At 66.0% G+C, this 18,241-nt stretch carries 15 protein-coding genes; 4 read left to right on the forward strand and 11 right to left on the reverse strand.

Annotation, left to right across the window (positions count from 1 at the left end):
- Nucleotides 1-71 precede the first annotated feature (71 nt).
- The 3 genes from IE243_RS05020 to aspS form a co-directional block, all read right to left on the reverse strand.
- Entirely contained in the window at nucleotides 72-1,211 is a 1,140-nt protein-coding gene (locus tag IE243_RS05020) for an acyltransferase family protein (RefSeq protein ID WP_191318245.1), read from the reverse strand.
- A 290-nt stretch (nucleotides 1,212-1,501) separates the two neighbouring features.
- A complete protein-coding gene (locus IE243_RS05025; protein ID WP_191318246.1) occupies nucleotides 1,502-2,404 on the reverse strand; it encodes a glycosyltransferase family 2 protein in 903 nt (300 codons plus the stop codon).
- A gap of 216 nt (nucleotides 2,405-2,620) precedes the next feature.
- On the reverse strand, nucleotides 2,621-4,420 hold the full coding sequence (gene aspS / locus IE243_RS05030) for an aspartate--tRNA ligase (protein WP_191318247.1): 1,800 nt from the start codon (nucleotides 4,418-4,420) through the stop codon (nucleotides 2,621-2,623).
- A 219-nt stretch (nucleotides 4,421-4,639) separates the two neighbouring features.
- On the opposite strand from aspS, the gene rnd reads away from it, so the two are divergent.
- Nucleotides 4,640-5,803 carry a ribonuclease D gene (rnd, locus tag IE243_RS05035; RefSeq protein ID WP_191318323.1) on the forward strand — a complete coding sequence of 388 codons (1,164 nt, stop codon included), beginning with the start codon at nucleotides 4,640-4,642 and terminating at the stop codon, nucleotides 5,801-5,803.
- A gap of 284 nt (nucleotides 5,804-6,087) precedes the next feature.
- Here the strand turns inward: rnd and IE243_RS05040 are convergent, their stop codons facing one another.
- From IE243_RS05040 to IE243_RS05060, 5 genes are all read right to left on the reverse strand, one after another.
- A complete protein-coding gene (locus tag IE243_RS05040) occupies nucleotides 6,088-7,590 on the reverse strand; it encodes a Ppx/GppA family phosphatase (protein ID WP_191318248.1) in 1,503 nt (500 codons plus the stop codon).
- Between the two features lies 1 nt (nucleotide 7,591).
- Nucleotides 7,592-10,234, reverse strand: a complete 2,643-nt coding sequence (locus tag IE243_RS05045) for an RNA degradosome polyphosphate kinase (protein ID WP_373301568.1) — start codon at nucleotides 10,232-10,234, stop codon at nucleotides 7,592-7,594.
- A 121-nt stretch (nucleotides 10,235-10,355) separates the two neighbouring features.
- Nucleotides 10,356-11,084 carry a P-loop NTPase family protein gene (locus IE243_RS05050; protein ID WP_244642757.1) on the reverse strand — a complete coding sequence of 243 codons (729 nt, stop codon included), beginning with the start codon at nucleotides 11,082-11,084 and terminating at the stop codon, nucleotides 10,356-10,358.
- 551 nt (nucleotides 11,085-11,635) lie between these two features.
- Entirely contained in the window at nucleotides 11,636-12,751 is a 1,116-nt protein-coding gene (locus IE243_RS05055; protein WP_191318249.1) for an AI-2E family transporter, read from the reverse strand.
- Nucleotides 12,752-12,900: 149 nt separating this feature from the next.
- Nucleotides 12,901-13,431 (reverse strand): CDP-alcohol phosphatidyltransferase family protein, encoded by a 531-nt coding sequence (locus IE243_RS05060; protein WP_191318250.1) that lies wholly within the window; start codon nucleotides 13,429-13,431, stop codon nucleotides 12,901-12,903.
- A gap of 386 nt (nucleotides 13,432-13,817) precedes the next feature.
- Between IE243_RS05060 and purM the strand changes: the two genes are divergently transcribed.
- Together purM and purN are read left to right on the forward strand one after the other, a co-directional pair.
- Nucleotides 13,818-14,891, forward strand: a complete 1,074-nt coding sequence (purM, locus tag IE243_RS05065) for a phosphoribosylformylglycinamidine cyclo-ligase (RefSeq protein ID WP_191318251.1) — start codon at nucleotides 13,818-13,820, stop codon at nucleotides 14,889-14,891.
- An 11-nt stretch (nucleotides 14,892-14,902) separates the two neighbouring features.
- Nucleotides 14,903-15,559 carry a phosphoribosylglycinamide formyltransferase gene (purN, locus tag IE243_RS05070; protein ID WP_191318252.1) on the forward strand — a complete coding sequence of 219 codons (657 nt, stop codon included), beginning with the start codon at nucleotides 14,903-14,905 and terminating at the stop codon, nucleotides 15,557-15,559.
- 65 nt (nucleotides 15,560-15,624) lie between these two features.
- Here the strand turns inward: purN and IE243_RS05075 are convergent, their stop codons facing one another.
- On the reverse strand, nucleotides 15,625-16,515 hold the full coding sequence (locus tag IE243_RS05075; protein WP_191318253.1) for a glutathione S-transferase family protein: 891 nt from the start codon (nucleotides 16,513-16,515) through the stop codon (nucleotides 15,625-15,627).
- Nucleotides 16,516-16,658: 143 nt separating this feature from the next.
- Between IE243_RS05075 and IE243_RS05080 the strand changes: the two genes are divergently transcribed.
- Nucleotides 16,659-16,874, forward strand: a complete 216-nt coding sequence (locus IE243_RS05080) for a glutathione S-transferase N-terminal domain-containing protein (protein ID WP_191318254.1) — start codon at nucleotides 16,659-16,661, stop codon at nucleotides 16,872-16,874.
- A gap of 282 nt (nucleotides 16,875-17,156) precedes the next feature.
- Here the strand turns inward: IE243_RS05080 and IE243_RS05085 are convergent, their stop codons facing one another.
- Together IE243_RS05085 and ndk are read right to left on the reverse strand one after the other, a co-directional pair.
- Nucleotides 17,157-17,513: a hypothetical protein gene (locus tag IE243_RS05085; protein WP_191318255.1), complete on the reverse strand. Its 357-nt coding sequence runs from the start codon at nucleotides 17,511-17,513 to the stop codon at nucleotides 17,157-17,159.
- 231 nt (nucleotides 17,514-17,744) lie between these two features.
- A complete protein-coding gene (gene ndk / locus IE243_RS05090; RefSeq protein WP_191318256.1) occupies nucleotides 17,745-18,167 on the reverse strand; it encodes a nucleoside-diphosphate kinase in 423 nt (140 codons plus the stop codon).
- Between the last annotated feature and the right edge of the window lie 74 nt (nucleotides 18,168-18,241).

Here is an 18,241-nt window from a genome sequence, read left to right on the forward strand (position 1 = left end):
TCCGGACGGGATGCATCCGGGAAAGAGGCCGGGCGGTTTCAGCGGCGCGCCCTGACGGTCTGACGACGGCGTCAGATCGGTCGTGGGCGGTCGCGCCGGTCAAGGATGCGGCGCTTGATATTGAGAGCCGGCTTCTCAATCATCCGCCACGAGACGAAGCCAACGAGCACGGTGAGCGCCAGCGCCGGCGCCAGCAGGACGAGCGCGCCGGCCAGCGGAAACAGGGCGTGCAACGCCTGCTGGATGGGCCAGCCGTACAGATAGACGCCGTAGGAAATGTCATCGCGCGGCTCGGGGATGAGACGGCTGACCGGAACCAGCGCCAGCCACATCAGACAGTAAGCCTCGGTGAGAAACAGCGCTGTATTGTAGGCGAAGGTGTGCCGCAGCAGCACGACGCCGGCGATCATGAACATCGCCGCCAGGATCGACAGGCGGATGGAGCCGCCGAAGCGATAGAACACCGCCCCGGCCGTGAACAGCAGCGGCAGCCGCACGGCGGTCTGCAAGCCCTTGGCCGCCTCAGGCTGCAACCAGTCCAGCAACAGCAGGGCGGCGGTCAGGGACAGCAGCAGGCCAAGCGCCAGCCGGCGGCTGCGCAACAGGCCAAGCGCGCCGATCACGAACACGGCGGCGTAACAGATCACCTCATATTTCAGCGTCCACACCGTTCCCATGGGGAAGCGGAATGGATTGTTCTCAAACACCCCCGGCAGGACCGTGTTGCTCTTGTAGGTGCTCAGGGTCTGGACGACGAATTTCCAGGTCCCCGCGTCAGCCAGATAACGGAATGGCCCAAGCGAACTGAGCGCCGCGCCCAGCACCAGGCCGACCATCAGCGTGGCGACGATCAGGCCCGGCGCGATGCGCAAGACGCGCGCCAAAGCGTAATCGAGCCAGCCGCGCCGGTCGAAGCTCATGGTGACGAGAAACCCGGAAATGACGAAGAAGCCGTTCACGGCGTGCTCGCCCAGGGTATAGCCGGTCGCCGCCGTCAGCGGCTCGTCGTGCACATTGCCGGTGATGACGCTGAAGCCGTGCGAGACGACGACGGCCACCGCCATCACCAGGCGCAGCAGATTGAAATTGTTGGCGCGGCCGACGGAGGCCTCCGTCACCGTGGGGGCGCCCAGAAGCCCGCCCCGCCACGGCTCAACCGCCACCGCCTCGCCGGCCTGCACCGCGCCCACACGTTCGATCCTGCTGGTCATCCCTCTGGTCATCCCGCCGTCATATCCCGGAGCATTTTCCTAAAACGCCGCGTTCACGTCTCGTGAAAAGCGTCAATACAAAGGGTTGAAGCGCCTCCGGTGAAACCTGGCGCACCAGGAAACACTCCAGCTTCAAACGCTCCAGCTTGCCGTATCGTCCATCGCGGATGAAACACACGCAGGACTGGAGCACCCTCGCGCGAAGCAGACACCACTTCGCGTTAAGAAAGCACATTGCTGCAGAACGGCGGATCTGGTTCTGACCGAATTTGGGACCTTGGCCCATTGGGTCATCCGCCATTCCGTTCATCGGGCGCCGGCTCCAGATGCTCCCGCGTCACCGCCTGTCCGCCACGAAGGAAAGCGAGGGCGCCTGCGGCGCTGCCGGCGTAGCGCTCAATGGTGGCGCGGCGGAAACTGAACAGCGCCAGCAGGGTCTTGCAACCGTTGACCAGCGCCGTCGTGGGCGCTGGCGATCTGAGGCCCCATTTGTGCGCCACATAGGCCTGCGACCAGGCCATGTGCCAGCGGGCGCGAAAGATCCGGCCAGGCGCCCTGCCCGCCGATTTGCCGCGTCCGTGCCGGGCGACGGCGTCGTGCACATGCACCAGCGCCAGGCCGGCGTCAGCGACCCGGCGGCACAGGTCGTCGTCCTCATAGAACAGGAAGATGTTGGGATCGTAGCCGCCCAGCCGCCCGAAAACCGCGCGACGCATCAGCAGGCAGGCGCCGGAGAGGAACGGCGCGCAACAGTCGCCTTCCGGCAGGCGCAGAATGTCGGGCGGATTGGTCAGATAGGGCGACAGCAACGAGCGGCGCTGGAAGAACAGCCGGCCGTCCGGCTCGATGATGCGCGGCGCCAGCATGCCGGCGTCCGGCCAGCGTCCGGCGGCGGCGACGAGCGCGGCGATGCAGCCAGGATCGGGCGCGCAATCGGGATTGATGATGAGAACGTAGTCACTGAGGGCGGCGGCGACGCCGATGTTGTTGCCGCGCCCATAACCCTCGTTGCGGGCGTTGCGAATGACCTGGGCGCCATGGGCCGTCGCGACCGCTGCGGTGTCGTCGCTGCTGGCGTTGTCAACGACAATGATGGCGACGCCTTCGCGCGTCAGCGCCTCAAGGCACTCTGGCAACGCGTCGGCGCTGTTCCACGCCACGACGATGGCGGTGACCGGGCTGTCAGCGCTCATCCGACTTCTCCAACGCACCGCTGGCGCTCAGGCGCCGCTGGCAATCCTGGCGCCGCATTCATTCACGCGGCCCCGCCCCCTGCTCCAGACAACCGGATCTGGCGCCGCCTTACATGAATCGGGGCGCCCGCCAGCGACGGCGGACGCCCCTTTCACATTACGACCCTCGCGAGGGCATGACCGTGATCTGGACAACCAGACCGGCAACCACCGTTCTCACGCCTCAGGCAGATTGAGCCGGATGTGCAGTTCGCGCAGTTGCTTCGGCCCCACTTCGGCGGGCGAGCCCATCAGCAGATCTTCCGCCCGCTGGTTCATGGGGAACAGCGAGATCTCGCGCAGGTTGTTGACGCCGCAGAGCAGCATGACGATGCGGTCGACGCCAGCGGCCATGCCGCCATGCGGCGGCGCGCCGTACTGGAACGCCCGGTACATGCCGCCGAAGCGCTCGACCACGGTCGCCTCGTCATAACCCGCCAGTTCGAACGCCTTCACCATCGCCTCGGGGCGGTGGTTGCGGATGCCGCCCGACGCGATCTCATAGCCATTGCAGGCGATGTCGTACTGGAAGGCGTTGATGGTCAGCGGATCCTGGGTGTTCAGGGCGTCCAGACCGCCTTGCGGCATCGAGAACGGATTGTGCGAGAAGTCGATCTTCTTCTCGTCCTCGTTCCACTCGTAGAACGGGAAATCGACGATCCAGGCCAGCTCGTAACGGTCGTGATCGACCAGCTTCAGGTCCTCGCCCACCTTGGTGCGGGCCATGCCAGCGAATTTGTAGAATTTCTGCGGATCGCCGGCGACAAAGAAAGCGGCGTCGCCCTCTTTCAGACCAAGGGCGGCGCGGATGGCTTCGACGCGCTCCGGGCCGATGTTGTTGGCGATCGGACCACGGCCAACCGCGCCCGTCGCGCCCTCGCCCTCGCCCTCGGCGGCGCCCCACATGATGTAGCCAAGGCCAGGCTGGCCTTCGCCCTGGGCCCACGAGTTCATGCGGTCGCAGAACGAGCGGCTGCCGCCGCCGGGGCCCGGAATGGCCCACACTTCATTGCCGGCGCTTTCGAGCATGCGCGCGAACACCTTGAAGTTGGAGCCGCGGAAGTGCTCCGAGACGTTCTGCATGATCAGCGGGTTGCGCAGATCCGGCTTGTCGGTGCCGTATTTGCGCAGCGCCTCGGCGTAGGGAATGCGCGGCCAGTTCTTCGTCACCGGCTTGCCGTCGGCGAATTCCTCGAACACGCCGGTGATCACCGGCTCAACAGCGGCGAAAATGTCTTCCTGCTCGACGAAGCTCATTTCGAGATCGAGCTGGTAGAACTCGCCCGGCAGGCGGTCGGCGCGCGGATCCTCATCACGGAAGCACGGCGCGATCTGGAAGTAGCGGTCGAAGCCGCTCATCATGATGAGCTGCTTGTACTGCTGCGGCGCCTGCGGCAGGGCGTAGAACTTGCCGGGGTGAATGCGGCTCGGCACCAGGAAGTCGCGGGCGCCTTCCGGCGACGACGCCGTCAGGATCGGCGTCTGGAATTCGAAGAAGCCCTGGTCCTGCATGCGGTTGCGCATGCTGGTGATGATGCGGCCGCGCTTCATGATGTTGGCGTGCAGCTTCTCGCGGCGCAGATCGAGGAAGCGGTACTTCAGACGGATCTCTTCCGGATACTCCTGGTCGCCAAACACCGGCAGCGGCAGCTCGGAGGCGGCGCCCAGCACTTCCGCGTCGGTGACGTAGAGTTCGACCTCGCCGGTCGGCAGCTCCGCGTTGACGGTGCCCTCGGGACGGGCGCGGACCTTGCCGTCGACGCGCACCACCCACTCGGACCGCACCTGCTCCATCAGGCTGAACACCGGCGAATCGGGATCGACCACGCACTGGACGACGCCATAGTGATCGCGCAGATCGATAAACAGCACGCCGCCGTGATCACGGATACGGTGACACCATCCGGAAAGCCGCGCCTGGCTGCCGATATCCGACGCGCGCAGGGCGCCACACGTATGGGAGCGGTAACGATGCATTGTCTTGCGCCAGATCCTTGAAAAAAACGGGAACGCCGGGAAATTTGCCAACGCCGGCGGCGTATTGGAGCGCGACAAAACCCATACGGCGCCCCCATTGTCAATGGCGAACGCCGTGCAGGACGCGCAGACAGCTCCTTGCGGAGAAATTATGGCGCCGGCGCGTCAAAAAAGCTAAACAGTCGGGACATTCCTCCCAGCGTGGTCTATAGCCCGGTTATGCTGCCAGTTACTTCATCCGCCGAACTTGCGGCGGCCTGCGCCCGCCTCGCCGCCCATCCATACGTGACGGTCGATACAGAGTTTCTGCGCGAGACGACGTATTACTCGAAGCTGTGCCTGATCCAGATGGCGTCGCCCGAGGAGGCGATTCTCGTGGATCCGCTGGCGCCAGGCCTCGATCTGGCCCCGTTTTTTGAACTGATGACCAACCCCGCCGTGGTGAAGGTGTTTCACTCCGCCCGGCAGGACGTGGAGATCATCTGGTTCATGGGCCATGTGATCCCGACGCCGCTGTTCGACAGCCAGGTCGCCGCCATGGTCTGCGGCTATGGCGATTCTGTTTCCTACGAGCAGCTGGTCAGTGATCTGGCGCGGGCGCGAATCGACAAGACCTCGCGTTTCACCGACTGGTCGCGCCGCCCCCTCAGCGAGCAGCAGGTGAACTACGCCCTCGGCGACGTCACCCATTTGCGCTCGGTTTATGAAGCGCTGCGCGCCCAGCTCGCAGACTCCGGGCGTGAAGACTGGCTGGCGGACGAGATGGCGGTGCTGACCTCGCCGGCGACCTATGACGCCAATCCCGACGACGCATGGCTGAAGCTGGGCGGCCGGCTGCGCAAGACGCGCGACGCCCTTGTCCTGCGCGACCTCGCCGCCTGGCGCGAACGCGAGGCCCGCTCCCGCGATGTGCCGCGCTCGCGCATCCTCAAGGACGACGCGCTGATTGACATCGCCGTCAACGCGCCGCGCACGGCGGAAGCGCTGGGACAGTTGCGCTCCACGCCCAACGGCTTCGAGCGGTCGCGCGCCGGCGGCGAGATCATCGCCGTCATCAAGGGCGCGCTCGACAAGGACCCGCGCTCCATCACCCTGCCGTCGAAAGAGCGCGGCCGCTCCTCCAACGGCGCGCTGATGGACCTGCTGAAGGTGCTGCTGAAGGCCGTGTCGGAGAATGAAAAGGTGGCGCCGAAGCTGATCGCCACCACCGACGACCTGGAGGCCATCGCAGCCGACGACAACGCCGACGCCCAGGCGCTCAAAGGCTGGCGCCGGACGATTTTCGGCGAGCGCGCCCTGGCGCTGAAGCACGGCCGCATCGGCGTGGTGGTGGACAAGGGCAAGGTGTCGTTCGTGGACCTGCCGGAGAAGAAGGCCGGCTGAACACAGGGTTGCCCCTGCGGCGCCCGTCGCCCGCACGGGCAGGCTGGCGCCAGCCCCATGACCCGCCCCAGCGCGTCATGCCGGCGCGTTGTTGCAGGCAGCCATGTCTTGTTGCAGGCAGCCATGTCTCGCCGCGCTGGACCCGTCAGGCCGTTTTGCCAAATGCTCTTCCGGTCACAGCCGCAAAACAGTTGCGACCTCACGAGGCGATGGCCGGCGCGGTTGATCGCCCAACCGTTGCGCCGCGCCTCTTCAGCCGCCCGCCAACCGCCTGCGGCGCCCTGTCATCCCACGCAGATCTGAACCTGCATGCCGACCGTCCGCCCGAGCTGGCGCAGTCGGTTGGCGATGCGATCCGAGCGCAGGTTCTCCAGTTCCACCGGGATGGACAGGGTCAGCACGCCCTTTTTCACCGTCAGCGGACAGCGGGGCAGCACCCCGGCCATGGCTGCGGAAAGAATGTAGGCGACGCGCATGGCGGCGCCGAGAATGCGCGCCCGCTCGACCATGTGCATCGGCATCAGCTCACGGATGCGCGCGACGTTGCTTTCGATCGACAGGCCCTCATGGCGGATATAGTTGGACAGGGCCATGAAACCCCGTTCCGGATGGGTCACGCCGGCGAACGTCGCCTGCGACAGCAGGATCAGCGCCTGCTCGCCGCGATAGTCAGGGTGGGCGCGCCAGCAGACATCCGAAACCAGGCAAGCGGCCGCGCGCACCCGTGCTTCCGCCGGCGTCTCGCTCAGGTGCAGCGATGCGAACAGGCCGCCGACCCAGTCCACCAGTTCCTCGCAGTGACGTGGCGAACGCGAGCGCAGCCAGTTCATTTCCGAAGCCATGGCGAGCAGCGGATCCCGCGCCTGCAACTCCGGAGCAAGCGCCTCGAACAGCAGCCCTTCCCGGACGCCATAGGGCGAGATCATCACGGAGGACGGGTGGCCGCGCCGGATAATCTGCTCCAGCAGCAACGCGCCATAGGCCAGCAGCGGCCGGCGCGCCGACGAGATGGAGCCGATGGCCTCCAGGGCGCCCACGTCAAGGCGCTGCACCATGCGGGCGAAGGCAATGGCCTCGCCGGGATTAATCTCATAGGCGTGCATCACATGGAGCGGATAGCCGATCTGTTCCATGTGCAAACGCGCCAGGGCGCGCCAGGTGCCGCCCACGGCATAAAACGCCCGGCCTTTCAGGGCGCCAATCTGCGGTGCGTTGGCGAGGGCGGCGCGCACCAGGGCGCCGGCCTTCTTGAGCGAGGCGCCGGAGGCATCCTGCAACGCCAGGCCGCCGAGGCGCAGGCTGAGGCCTGGCCGCAACGCGCCATTGACGATCTCCACCAACTCCAGGCTGCCGCCGCCCATGTCGCCGACGACGCCGTCCGGCTTCCAGAACCCCGAGGCGACGCCGAGGGCCGACAGCTCTGCCTCGCGCGTTCCGGCCAGCAGCGACACAGGCCGGCGCAGGATTTCCTCGGCTTTCTGGATGAACCGTTCGCCGTTGGAGGCGTCGCGCACCGCCGCGGTGGCGAGAACGTGAATGTCCTCGATCTGCATCACGTCGCAGAGACCGCGAAACCGCTGCAAGGCCGCCAGCGCGCTGGCGACGGCGGTCTTGTCCATCTTGCCGGTGCTGGCGACGCCGCGCCCAAGGCCACACAGGGCCTTCTCGTTGAACAGCATCGCCGGCGAACGGGTTCGGCCCTCATAAGCGACAAGCCGCACCGAGTTCGAACCAATGTCAATGATGGCGACCGGGCTTAGCGCGGGAAGGCGCCCGCCCCCACCCATATCAGCGCCTTGCAGAACGCTTGCGAAGGGTTTTAGGGCTTGAATCCTTGAGGGATTTTCCACGTCCGGACAAACTCGGATTGGTCATGAAGTAACGATGAGCGTTGAACGGCTCCTCGCCCTGCATGCGTTGGATACGCGTGGCGGAACCATCGGGAAGGATGCGCCAGCTTTGCTCATTGTCCAGCAGGTTGGCCAGCATGATCTGGTCCAGAACCTGCTGATGCACTGTCGGCGTCGTGATCGGACACAACGCTTCCACGCGCCGGTCCAGATTGCGCTGCATCAGGTCGGCGGACGAAATATAGACGTGAGCGTTCCGGTTCGGAAGTCCCTCGCCGTTGCCAAACGCATAGATGCGGCTGTGCTCGAGGAAGCGGCCGACAATGGATTTGACGCGGATATTCTCCGACAAACCCGGAATACCCGGGCGCAGGGCGCAAATGCCGCGAATGACGCAATCGATCTCGACGCCAGCCTGGCTGGCGTCGTAAAGCGCATCAATAATCTGTGGATCGACCAGCGAATTGCACTTCAGCCAGATGGCGGCGGGCCGCCCGGCGCGGGCGTGGGCCATCTCCTCCGCGATATGGCCGAGGATGCGCGGCTTCAGCGTCACCGGCGACACCGCCATGCGCTCCAGCTCGTCCGGCTCGGCGTAGCCGGTGATGAAATTGAAGATGCAGGCGACGTCGTGGGCGATCACCGGGTCGGCGGTGAAGTACGACAGGTCGGTGTAGATGCGCGCGGTGATCGGGTGATAGTTGCCGGTGCCGACGTGGCAATAGGTGACCAGCTGACCGCTCTCGCGCCGCACCACCGACGACAGCTTGGCGTGGGTTTTCAGCTCGATGAAGCCGAACACCACCTGGGCGCCGGCGCGCTCCAGATCGCGGGCCCAGCGGATGTTGGCCTCCTCATCGAAGCGGGCCTTCAGCTCCACCAGCGCCGTCACCGATTTTCCGGCTTCCGCCGCTTCGGCCAGGGCCTTGACGATCGGCGAGTCCGACGAGGTGCGATACAGGGTCTGCTTGATGGCGACGACATTGGGATCGCGCGCCGCCTGCTGCAGGAACTGCACCACCACGTCGAAGCTCTCATAAGGGTGGTGGATCACCAGATCCTTTTCACGGATCGCCGCGAAGCAATCACCGCCGTGCTCGCGCACCCGCTCGGGAAAGCGGGCGTTGAACGGCTTGAACTTCAGATCCGGCCGGTCGATCGACACCAGCTGCGACAGATCATTGAGCGCTGGCATGCCGTCGACGAGGAACGCCTCGTCGCCAGAGACGTCCAGCTCCTTCATGACAAAGTTGCGCAGGTTCTCCGGCATGTCTCCATCGAACTCGACGCGGATCACCGTGCCGCGCCGGCGGCGCTTCAGCGCCGTTTCGAACAGGCGCACCAGGTCTTCCGCCTCTTCCTCAATTTCGAGGTCGCTGTCGCGGATGACGCGGAAGCCGCCGCGACCGGTGACCTGGTAACCCGGGAACAGCCGGTCGGTGAACCGTCCGATGGCCTGCTCCAGGGAAATGAAACGCACGGCCCCCGTGTCGGCGAAGTCCGGCAGGCGGATGAACCGGTCGATCTTGCCCGGCATGCGGATCAGCGCAGTCAGCTTGCGGTTGTCGCTCTGGCGGAACAACGACAGGGCGATGCTGAAGCCAAGGTTGGGAATGAAGGGGAACGGGTGCGCCGGATCGACGGCCAGCGGCGTCAACACCGGGAAGATGTTGTTGAGGAAATACTCCTCCAGCCACATGGTCTCGGCGCGCGTCAGGTCGCTGTCCTCGACGGTGACGATGCCGTTGTCGAGCAACTGGTCGCGCAGTTCGGTCCAGCGGCGCTGCTGGTCGTCCGCCAGTTGCGACACCTCGCGGCTGATGGCGGCAAGCTGCTCGGCCGGGGTCAGGCCATCTTGCGACAGGCTCATCACGCCGGTGCGCACCTGTCCGCGCAGGCCAGCGACACGGACCATGAAGAACTCATCGAGATTGTTGGCGGAAATCGACAGGAAACGCAGCTGTTCGAGCAGCGGATGCGCCGAGTTGGACGCCTCCTCGAACACCCGGCGGTTGAACTGCAGCCAGGAAATCTCGCGGTTGATGAAGCGCTGCGGCGTCGTGCGCAGGGCGGCGCCGTCGGTCGGCGTCTCGATCTCGGCGGCGGCGGCGGAGATGTCGCCGCTTTTGCGGGCGACGCCGAGGTTCTGCGGATCCGGCGCGGCGGAGCGGCGCGCCTCGTCGGCGGCGTCGTTGTGAAACAGGGCGGCGTAGGACGTCGCAAGCCTGGCGGCGATGGCGCCCGGATCGGAGCCATTGTCGGCGGCCAGGTTTCCGGCTTCGGTCGCGTCCGGCGCGGCCGCCAAGGACGTCTTCCTGGCGGCGGCTTTCCTTGCGCCCTCCGGCGACTTCGCGGCGCGACCAGGGCTCCTGGTCCGGCTGGCGGGCCTGGATCCCATGGCGCCGCCGGAAGCTGTCGTCCGGCGTGAGACGGCTTTCGGGCGGACGGCGACCTTTCCGGCGGCGGCAGGCGGATTGTCCTCCGCCGGGGCGTCAGCGGATGCTTCGCCTGGCGTGGCCTCGCTGATCTCCCCGTCCCGCTCCGCCGGCGCATCCCCGTTCACAACGGGGTCGGCCTGCATTCCGTCAGCCTGAGCCGGGCGATCACGTGATTCTTCGGTATCCACTGCCGCTCTCCTGCCCGTCGCCCGGCCAGACGCCTGGCCGGCAAATGTCTTCAGTTTCGCGCCGGACGACAGGGGCTCAGATCGCCGGGGGATCCTCGCCATCTTCCGCGTCCGGGTTCGCCTCACGCAACACGTCCGCCGCAAGGGCGCGGGTGACGCGTCGCCCCAGACTGAGCGCCCGCGCGTCGATGCGCGCCACCAGATCCCGCGCCAGCAACACCGAACGGTCAAGCCGTCGCGCCAGATAGTCGACCACGCTGACGTCAATCGCCAGTTGCCGGTCGTGAAACAGCTTGACCAGAATGGCCCTGAACAGGGCGTCATCCGGCGCATCGACTCCGACCACCGGACACAGCCGCAGCCGCGACACCAGATCAGGCGTTTTCAGGCCCCAATGTTGCGGCGCGCCGCGGGAAACCAGCAGGGCCGCCCCCCCTTCCGCCCGCACCCGGTTCAGAAGATGAAACAGGGCGTGCTCATCGACCAGCGCCGCATCGCATGAATCGATGACAATTGGGCGACAACTGTCAAAATCGCCGTGAACAGCAGGCGTGACGCCATCTTGCACGCGCATGGTCGCGTCCGGAAGCCAGACAGCCCCGACGCGCCGGGCAAAAATCGACGCCAGATGCGTTTTGCCGACGCCAGCCGGACCGGACAGGCGCAATACGGGCTCCGGCCATGCGGGCCAACGCTCCAGCATGTCCCATGCCTGCTGGTTGGCTGCGCCAACGAGAAAATCCTCTTCGGCGAAACTGTCCGGCATGGGCCAGGGAAAGGTCAGTTGGGCGGCGACTTCAGACACCACGCGTTTCCTGTCGCACTGTGGCGGGGCGTTTTCGGCGAGCGACCGCCGCACCGCATAAAAGCGCTTGGTTCAAAATGATAAAGCAACATTCCAGTTCAGCCTGATGGAATGCCGTTCTGGAGCGTTTTCTGACCCACATGGATCGGAAGCGGCTCCAGACTTTCAGGTTTCGGGCGCATTCCGATCGACCCGACGGTTCAGCCGGGCCGGCAGGCGCCCGGGAGCGCCGGCTGGAAACAGGCCCGCCGGACGCGCCCTATTCATCTGATCTGAAACATTTTTTCATGAAAAGTGGCGGCCACTTCTCTCGAAAATGTTCTGGCGGGCGATCGTCATCCCACACCGACAACAGACTGAAACCAGACGGATTTTTCCTGATCCCCGTGACCATATCAGGGCGTAGGGCCGGGAAATCAGGATGATCCAGCTCCCTGATCAGGCGCACAATGGCGAAAGCCGCTCAGGCAGGCCAGCGCCGGCGGCCGGGAATGCGGCTTTTCCCGCCGCGTTCAACAGCCTGATCCACAACGGAGCGCCCGTTGCGGGCGTCAGCTTTCGCCGCGCGGCGGCGTGACGGCGCGCGGAGACGGCGGCGCCGGCGAGCGGTCCCCATCCTGGTAATAGGAACTGGCCAGATATTTGCGCAGGGCGAAGCGCGCCAGCACGCCAATGGCGGCGCCGGCCGGCACGGCGATCAGCACGCCAACAAAGCCGAACAGCGAGCCAAAGGCCACCAGCGCGAACATCAGCCAGACCGGATGCAGACCAACGGCGTCGCCCACCAGGACGGGCGAAACGATATTGCCTTCGATGAACTGGCCGGCGACGAAAATCGCCAGCACCGCGATGATCCAGGTCCATTCCGGCCAGAACTGCACGATGGCGACGGTCATCGAGACGACGAGCCCAATGGTTGAGCCCACATATGGAATAAAGGTCAGGAACCCGGTGCCGAGGCCGATGAGCGCGCCGAAGTTGAGACCGACAATGCTGAGCCCCACGGCGTAGAACACGCCGAGGAACAGGCACACCAGGCTCTGGCCGCGCATAAAGCCGGCGATGGCCCGGTCGATATCCCGCGCCAGGGCCCGCACGGTTTCGCGCTGGCCGACCGGCACCCAGGAATCGACGGCCTCCACCATGCGGTCCCAGTCGATCAGCATGTAAAACGCCACCACGGGCGCAATCACCACCAGGCCGACGACGCCGAGCACGGACTGGCTGCCGCTCCAGACGGATTTCAGCAGGCCGCCCGCCCAGGAGGCGCCCTGGGAGAAAATCTGCCCCATGGACGTCTGGGCGTCGTTGAGGGCCTGCTCGCCGCCAAAGCGCTGGAACAGCGGGCGCACATAGGCGTCGCCGAGGTCGTGCAGGCGGGCGAAATAGCGCGGCATGTTGTCGAGGAAGCCCGCGACCTGCTGGGCCAGAACCGGCACGACGATCCATAGCGCCAGCACCACCAGCAGCACGAACAGCAGCAGGATCAGACAGGCGGCGAGGATGCGGCTCATGCCAAGACGCTGCAACCGCCCCGCGAACGGATTCAGCAGATAAGCAAGGCCAATGCCGACCACGAACGGGAACATCGCCCCGCCGAACAGCCACAGAAAGAACGCCGCGGCGACAAGCACGCCGATCCAGAACCTGCCCCGACTAACCTGCATCACCGCTCCCGGACAAACGCTTCGCACAGCCCGGCGGCGCCGGAGCTTTGCCATATCGCCCTGATCTGACGCGCGCCCTGGCGCAAGCGACGGTCGCCTGGCGGGATAACGCTCCAGAATACGTCCGCTGGCGGCCGGTCAACGCCGGATCAGGCGGCCATGTGACGCAACCATAGCACAAGATACGCGCCTGCCGAGCAGAGCGTCAGGGCCACGGTGATCAGCAGGCCGATCTCCACCAGCAGCGGCGGCGCGCCGCCGAAAGCATTGGAGCCCAGCAGCAGCGCCGCGAAGCCGATCTGCGCGCCGGTATTGAGTTTGCTGACGATCAGGGGCCGCACTTCCATGGGCTTGTCCAGCAGCATGGAGAGCAGCAGCGCCGCGACGATCATGATGTCGCGAAACACCACGACGATCGCCACCCAGCCTGGCAGCACGCCATGAATGGCCAGGGCGACATAGATGGACACCAGCAGCGCCTTGTCCGCCAGCGGATCGAGATAGGCGCCCAGCTCCGACTGCATGCCCCAGCGTCGGGCGATAAAACCGTCGATCGCGTCCGAGACGCCGGCCAGCAGAAAAATGGCGAAAGCAGCGCCCCAGTGCCCGGCGCCGATCATCACGACGACCAGCGGCACCATCAGCAACCGGGCGATGGTGATCAGATTTGGAATCGTCATGCGTCCTCCGGCCCCGATGGTAGGGCACGCGACGACCGGCCTGCAACGCCGTCAGCCGCCAGTGCGGGGGACATCGTCCGCCCCGCGCCGCCGGGAAGGGCGTATGCTCGAAGAGAACCTGGGCGTCCCACTGAACGTCGTTCCGGAATGACTTCCTGGAATGGCGTTCGGGCGCGTGAATTTCGAACCGGGGCCGACCATGGGCGGACAATGCGGCCAACGGGACACAGCCAGGCAAAAATCCGTGGACCAGACTGGAGCCCGAGGCAACGACAGGCAGAATTACGCAAGAAAACCAGTGCGGCGACGCATGATCCCTTCATCAACCCTTGCGCCTTGGCGCCGGTCGTCGTACCTGCCCCCCAACACCGGAGCGCACGAGACAGATGACTGAGCAGAAAGCAGAAGGCCTCACCTACGCCCAGTCCGGGGTCAACATTGACGCCGGCAACGCCATGGTCGACGCAATCAAGCCCCTGGTGCGCTCAACCCGGCGCGCCGGAGCCGACGCCGAGATCGGCGGTTTCGGCGGCCTGTTCGACCTGAAGGCGGCCGGTTTCAATGATCCTATCCTGGTCGCCGCCAACGACGGCGTCGGCACCAAGCTGAAGATCGCCATCGACACCGGCATCCACGACACCGTCGGGGTCGATCTGGTCGCCATGTGCGTCAACGACCTGGTGGTCCAGGGCGCCGAGCCGCTGCTGTTTCTCGACTACTACGCCACCGGCAAGCTCGACCCGGCGGCGGCCGTGGAGATCGTACGCGGCATCGCCCAGGGTTGCCGCGACGCCGGCTGCGCGCTGATCGGCGGCGAGACGGCCGAGATGCCCGGTCTCTACGCGGAAGGCGACTACGACCTTGCCGGCTTCGCTGTTGGCGCCGCGGAGCGCGGCCAGTTGCTGCCGCATGACGACGTGCGCCCTGGCGACGTGTTGCTGGGCCTGCCCTCCTCCGGCGTCCATTCCAACGGCTTCTCCCTGGTGCGTCGCCTGGTGGCCAATCTGGGCCTCGACTGGTCGGCCCCCGCCCCGTTCGCCCCGGAAAAGTCTCTGGGCGCAGCGCTGCTGACGCCGACCCGCATTTATGTGAAGCCGCTGCTCGCCGCCATCCGCAAGACCGGCGCCATCAAGGCGCTGGCCCACATCACCGGCGGCGGCTTCCCGGACAATATTCCGCGCGTTCTGCCCGAAGGCTGCGGCGTGGCGCTGAACCTGGACGCAATTGATCCCCATCCGGTGTTCCGCTGGATGGCGGAGGCTGGCAATATCGCCGAGAGCGAGATGCTGCGCACCTTCAACTGCGGCATTGGCATGGTCGCCGTGGTCGCGGCGGACAAGGTGGAGGCCGTGCGCACGGCGCTGCTCGGCGAAGGCGAGAACGCCGTGGTGCTTGGCGAACTCGTTGCGTGGAGCGGCGACGGCGAGCGGGTCGCGACGCGCGGCCGGCTGTTCCGGTGAGCGCCCCCAGGATGACGCGCAAACGCGTCGGCGTGCTGATGTCCGGTCGCGGCTCCAACATGGAGGCGCTGCTGGCCGCCGCCAGCGATCCGGCCTTTCCGGCCGAAATCGCCCTTGTGATGTCGAACAATGCCGACGCCGGCGGCCTCGCCACGGCGGCCCGCCAGGGCGTCACGACGGCGGTGGTCGACCACCGCCCCTACGGCAAGGATCGCGAGAGCTTCGAGCGGGCCCTCGACGCCCGCATGCGCGACGCCGGCGTGGACCTGGTCTGCCTGGCCGGTTTCATGCGCGTGCTGACGCCCGTGTTCGTCGGCGCATGGGATGGCCGGCTGCTGAACATTCATCCGTCGCTGCTGCCGGCCTACACCGGGCTGCATACCCATGAGCGGGCGCTGAACGACGGCGTGCGCGTGCACGGCTGCACGGTGCATTTCGTGACGCCGGTGCTGGACGTGGGGCCGATCATCGCCCAGGCGGTTGTGCCGGTGGTGAGCGGCGACGACCCGGACGCCCTCGCCGCCCGCGTGCTGCGCCAGGAACACCAGTTGTATCCGCGCGCGCTGGAACTGATCGCCAGCGGGGCCGCCTGGCTGGAGAACGGGCGCGTGGCCTATCGCGACGCGGCCGCCGCCGCGCGGGCGACGCTGTTCGACCCCACGCCCTGACGGCCGCCAGCTCCGGATCACCAGCCGTACTGCCAGCCTGGCATGGTCTCCCAGGTCGGGCGCATTCAGTCCAGATGCAGTTTTCCTGACGCCTCAGGAAAATGAACCGCCAGGGCGCCGGCCTCCCGCGTCTCGATCCGGATCGAGACGCGCCCGCCCTCCCGGCCCAACAACCTGCCTTCGACTGGCGTGGCGTCGGCGTCATTGGTCACGAACCGCGCTTTTGGACCCACGTCCGGGGCTTTCGGAGCGGCCCTTGCAATGGCGATCGCCTCTTGCCGGTCAATGTCGGTGCGATCGCCATGGCCGATGGCGGCGATCCGGTCCGCCCATGCATTGAGACGCGGATATGCCTCGAGCAGTTGCGCCGTGCGGCCCTTGCCCCAGCGCATGAAGATGATGTTGTGCGCCACTTGCAAATCGGCGGCGCCAGCGGCGTCGCCGAACAGGAACCGCCGCCCGTCAGCCAGTTGCCCCTCGACCAGCCCCAGCAACTCCTGCAGCCGCCCGGTCAGCCGTGGCCCCGCAGCGCGAAACGCTTCCGGATCGAACGGCCGGCCGCTGAGGGCGGCGCGATCGGCGGCGAAGGCGGCGTCATAATTCCAGTCACCAGCGAACAGCAGGCCGACCACCGTCGGAAACAGCTGCCCGTCCGCCCATTGCTGGATGGCGCGGTTGGCGAGCCGCCCGCCGGCGGCGAACAGGTCAGGCCCGCCGAAACGCCGCCCGATCTCATCGAGCACGAGTTCGCTGTCACAATAGATGTCCGCGCCGATCTGCAGCACCGGAATGCGCCTGTAGGCGCCGGTCAGCGCCAGCAGCTCCGGTTTCGGCATGATCGCCGGCTGGTTGCAGGCCCTCCACGCCAGACCCTTGAGGCCAAAGGCGAGGCGCACCTTCTCCGAATAAGGTGAAACTTCATACTGGTGGAGAATCGGCATGGTTTCCGGCGTCATGGCGCTTCCATGGATCGTTGCGCCTGGATCGGAAAGGCGGCGGCGCTCCTGGCCGCAACCGTGTTTTGGCGGCGCATGGAAACATAACATATATTATGTTCCATCCCTGTCATGGGCGCCGCGCCCTGTTTTCAGGAATATCCATGGAACTGTATCAACACCCGCTGTCGCCATATGCGCAGAAGATTCGCATCGCCCTGCGGGAAAAGGGGCTGGCGTTCGCCGATGGCCGGATGAAGCGACAGTTCCGCGACCATCGCCTCGAATGGCTGGCGCGCTCGGGCGGCGTGCAGGTGCTGCTGGACGGGCTCGCCGCCGGCAACGTCCGCTTCACAGAGACCTCGCCATTCGCGGAATAACGCCTGAACGCGATGAGCCCCGCGCCCTGGCGTGACGACAGCCAGAAGCGATGCGCCCGGCAAAGTGGATGCCTGGCGTCTGGAACCCGCGTCAGGGAACAGATGACGGAGCCCCCCGGTTCAGCGCAGGCGGATTTGCGCTGGTGCAGGCCAGCGTCGGCGGGGCCATGACTTCGCCGGGGCGATGACGTCGCCGGGGCCATGACGTCGGCAAAACAAAACCCGGTGGCCAGGGCCCCGGGTCCGGTTGTCAGCGAATGCAGGCGGCCATGAGGCCGCGCCTCAGATCGGCCGCTTCAACTTGCAGTAGTCGATCGCCTCAAGACCCTTGGCCTGGGCGCTGTCGTTGAAATAGCCGGTCTTGCGGAAGGCGTTCAGCTCGTCTTTGGTCATATTGGCGATCGTGCGCCGGGCGTAGCAGCTGCACGGCGTGTGCACCGCCTCGCGGGTCGTGCCGAGCAGGCGCGACTGGGTGATGAGGCAGGCGTCGAAGGCGCGCAAGGTGATCTCATACGGCGTCAGTTTCGCAGCAGTGGGATCATTTGGCGGCAGCTGGTTCACCGCCCTGGGGTTGCCGGCGGCATGCGCGGCGGCGGAAGCAACGAGGAACCCGATAAACGACAAGGTCGTGATGCGCACGATTGCTCTCCTGCTCCCCAAACGGGAGCGGCTCTGTTCATGATGTCACAGGCTGGAGCCGCCGCTCCGATCTGCACCGGACCGCATGCCCCCCAGAGCAGGCGCCGCCTGGACGCCGCCCCGTCGTAAACGCAGAGCGCCAGAAAAACCGGAGTGGTCTTTCTGAATCTGCGCCGAATACTGCAACAAGCGGTATGAGCCGCCCCTTTCGACGCGTCAAGCGTAGGCCGATTAGCCTACGATCTCGTTACCGGCGAAGAACTGGGCGATTTCAATCTTCGCGGTGTCCGGCGCATCGGAGCCATGCACGGAATTCTCACCCACCGACTTCGCATACAGCTTGCGGATGGTGCCTTCCGCGGCGTTCTCGGGGTTGGTGGCGCCCATGACTTCGCGATAACGCGCGATGCCGTTCTCACCTTCCAGCACCTGCACGACGACCGGAGCGGAGATCATGAAATCAACCAGTTCGCCGAAGAAGGGGCGCTCACGGTGGACGCCGTAGAACTCTTCAGCCTGGGCGCGGGTCATCTGGATGCGCTTCTGGGCGACGATGCGCAGGCCGGCCTTTTCGATGACGGCGTTGACGGCGCCAGTCAGGTTACGGGCGGTCGCGTCCGGCTTGATGATGGAGAAAGTGCGCTCGAGAGCCATGCGTAATACTCGTCCAGAAGTGATGGAAAGACAGAAAAAGTAGCGCCTTATAGCCGTGCGCCCCCGATGCGGCA

The organism is Camelimonas fluminis, assembly GCF_014656355.1.
GTDB lineage: Bacteria > Pseudomonadota > Alphaproteobacteria > Rhizobiales > Beijerinckiaceae > Camelimonas > Camelimonas fluminis.

What these genes read in the sequence shown, in the direction of transcription:
- IE243_RS05020 (WP_191318245.1), bottom strand. Translation starts at nt 1,211, where the DNA reads ATGACCAGCAGGATCGAACGTGTGGGCGCGGTGCAGGCCGGCGAGGCG.
- IE243_RS05025 (WP_191318246.1), bottom strand. Translation starts at nt 2,404, where the DNA reads ATGAGCGCTGACAGCCCGGTCACCGCCATCGTCGTGGCGTGGAACAGC.
- aspS (WP_191318247.1), bottom strand. Translation starts at nt 4,420, where the DNA reads ATGCATCGTTACCGCTCCCATACGTGTGGCGCCCTGCGCGCGTCGGAT.
- rnd (WP_191318323.1), top strand. Translation starts at nt 4,640, where the DNA reads ATGCTGCCAGTTACTTCATCCGCCGAACTTGCGGCGGCCTGCGCCCGC.
- IE243_RS05040 (WP_191318248.1), bottom strand. Translation starts at nt 7,590, where the DNA reads ATGGGTGGGGGCGGGCGCCTTCCCGCGCTAAGCCCGGTCGCCATCATT.
- IE243_RS05045 (WP_373301568.1), bottom strand. Translation starts at nt 10,234, where the DNA reads ATGCAGGCCGACCCCGTTGTGAACGGGGATGCGCCGGCGGAGCGGGAC.
- IE243_RS05055 (WP_191318249.1), bottom strand. Translation starts at nt 12,751, where the DNA reads ATGCAGGTTAGTCGGGGCAGGTTCTGGATCGGCGTGCTTGTCGCCGCG.
- IE243_RS05060 (WP_191318250.1), bottom strand. Translation starts at nt 13,431, where the DNA reads ATGACGATTCCAAATCTGATCACCATCGCCCGGTTGCTGATGGTGCCG.
- purM (WP_191318251.1), top strand. Translation starts at nt 13,818, where the DNA reads ATGACTGAGCAGAAAGCAGAAGGCCTCACCTACGCCCAGTCCGGGGTC.
- purN (WP_191318252.1), top strand. Translation starts at nt 14,903, where the DNA reads ATGACGCGCAAACGCGTCGGCGTGCTGATGTCCGGTCGCGGCTCCAAC.
- IE243_RS05075 (WP_191318253.1), bottom strand. Translation starts at nt 16,515, where the DNA reads ATGACGCCGGAAACCATGCCGATTCTCCACCAGTATGAAGTTTCACCT.
- IE243_RS05080 (WP_191318254.1), top strand. Translation starts at nt 16,659, where the DNA reads ATGGAACTGTATCAACACCCGCTGTCGCCATATGCGCAGAAGATTCGC.
- ndk (WP_191318256.1), bottom strand. Translation starts at nt 18,167, where the DNA reads ATGGCTCTCGAGCGCACTTTCTCCATCATCAAGCCGGACGCGACCGCC.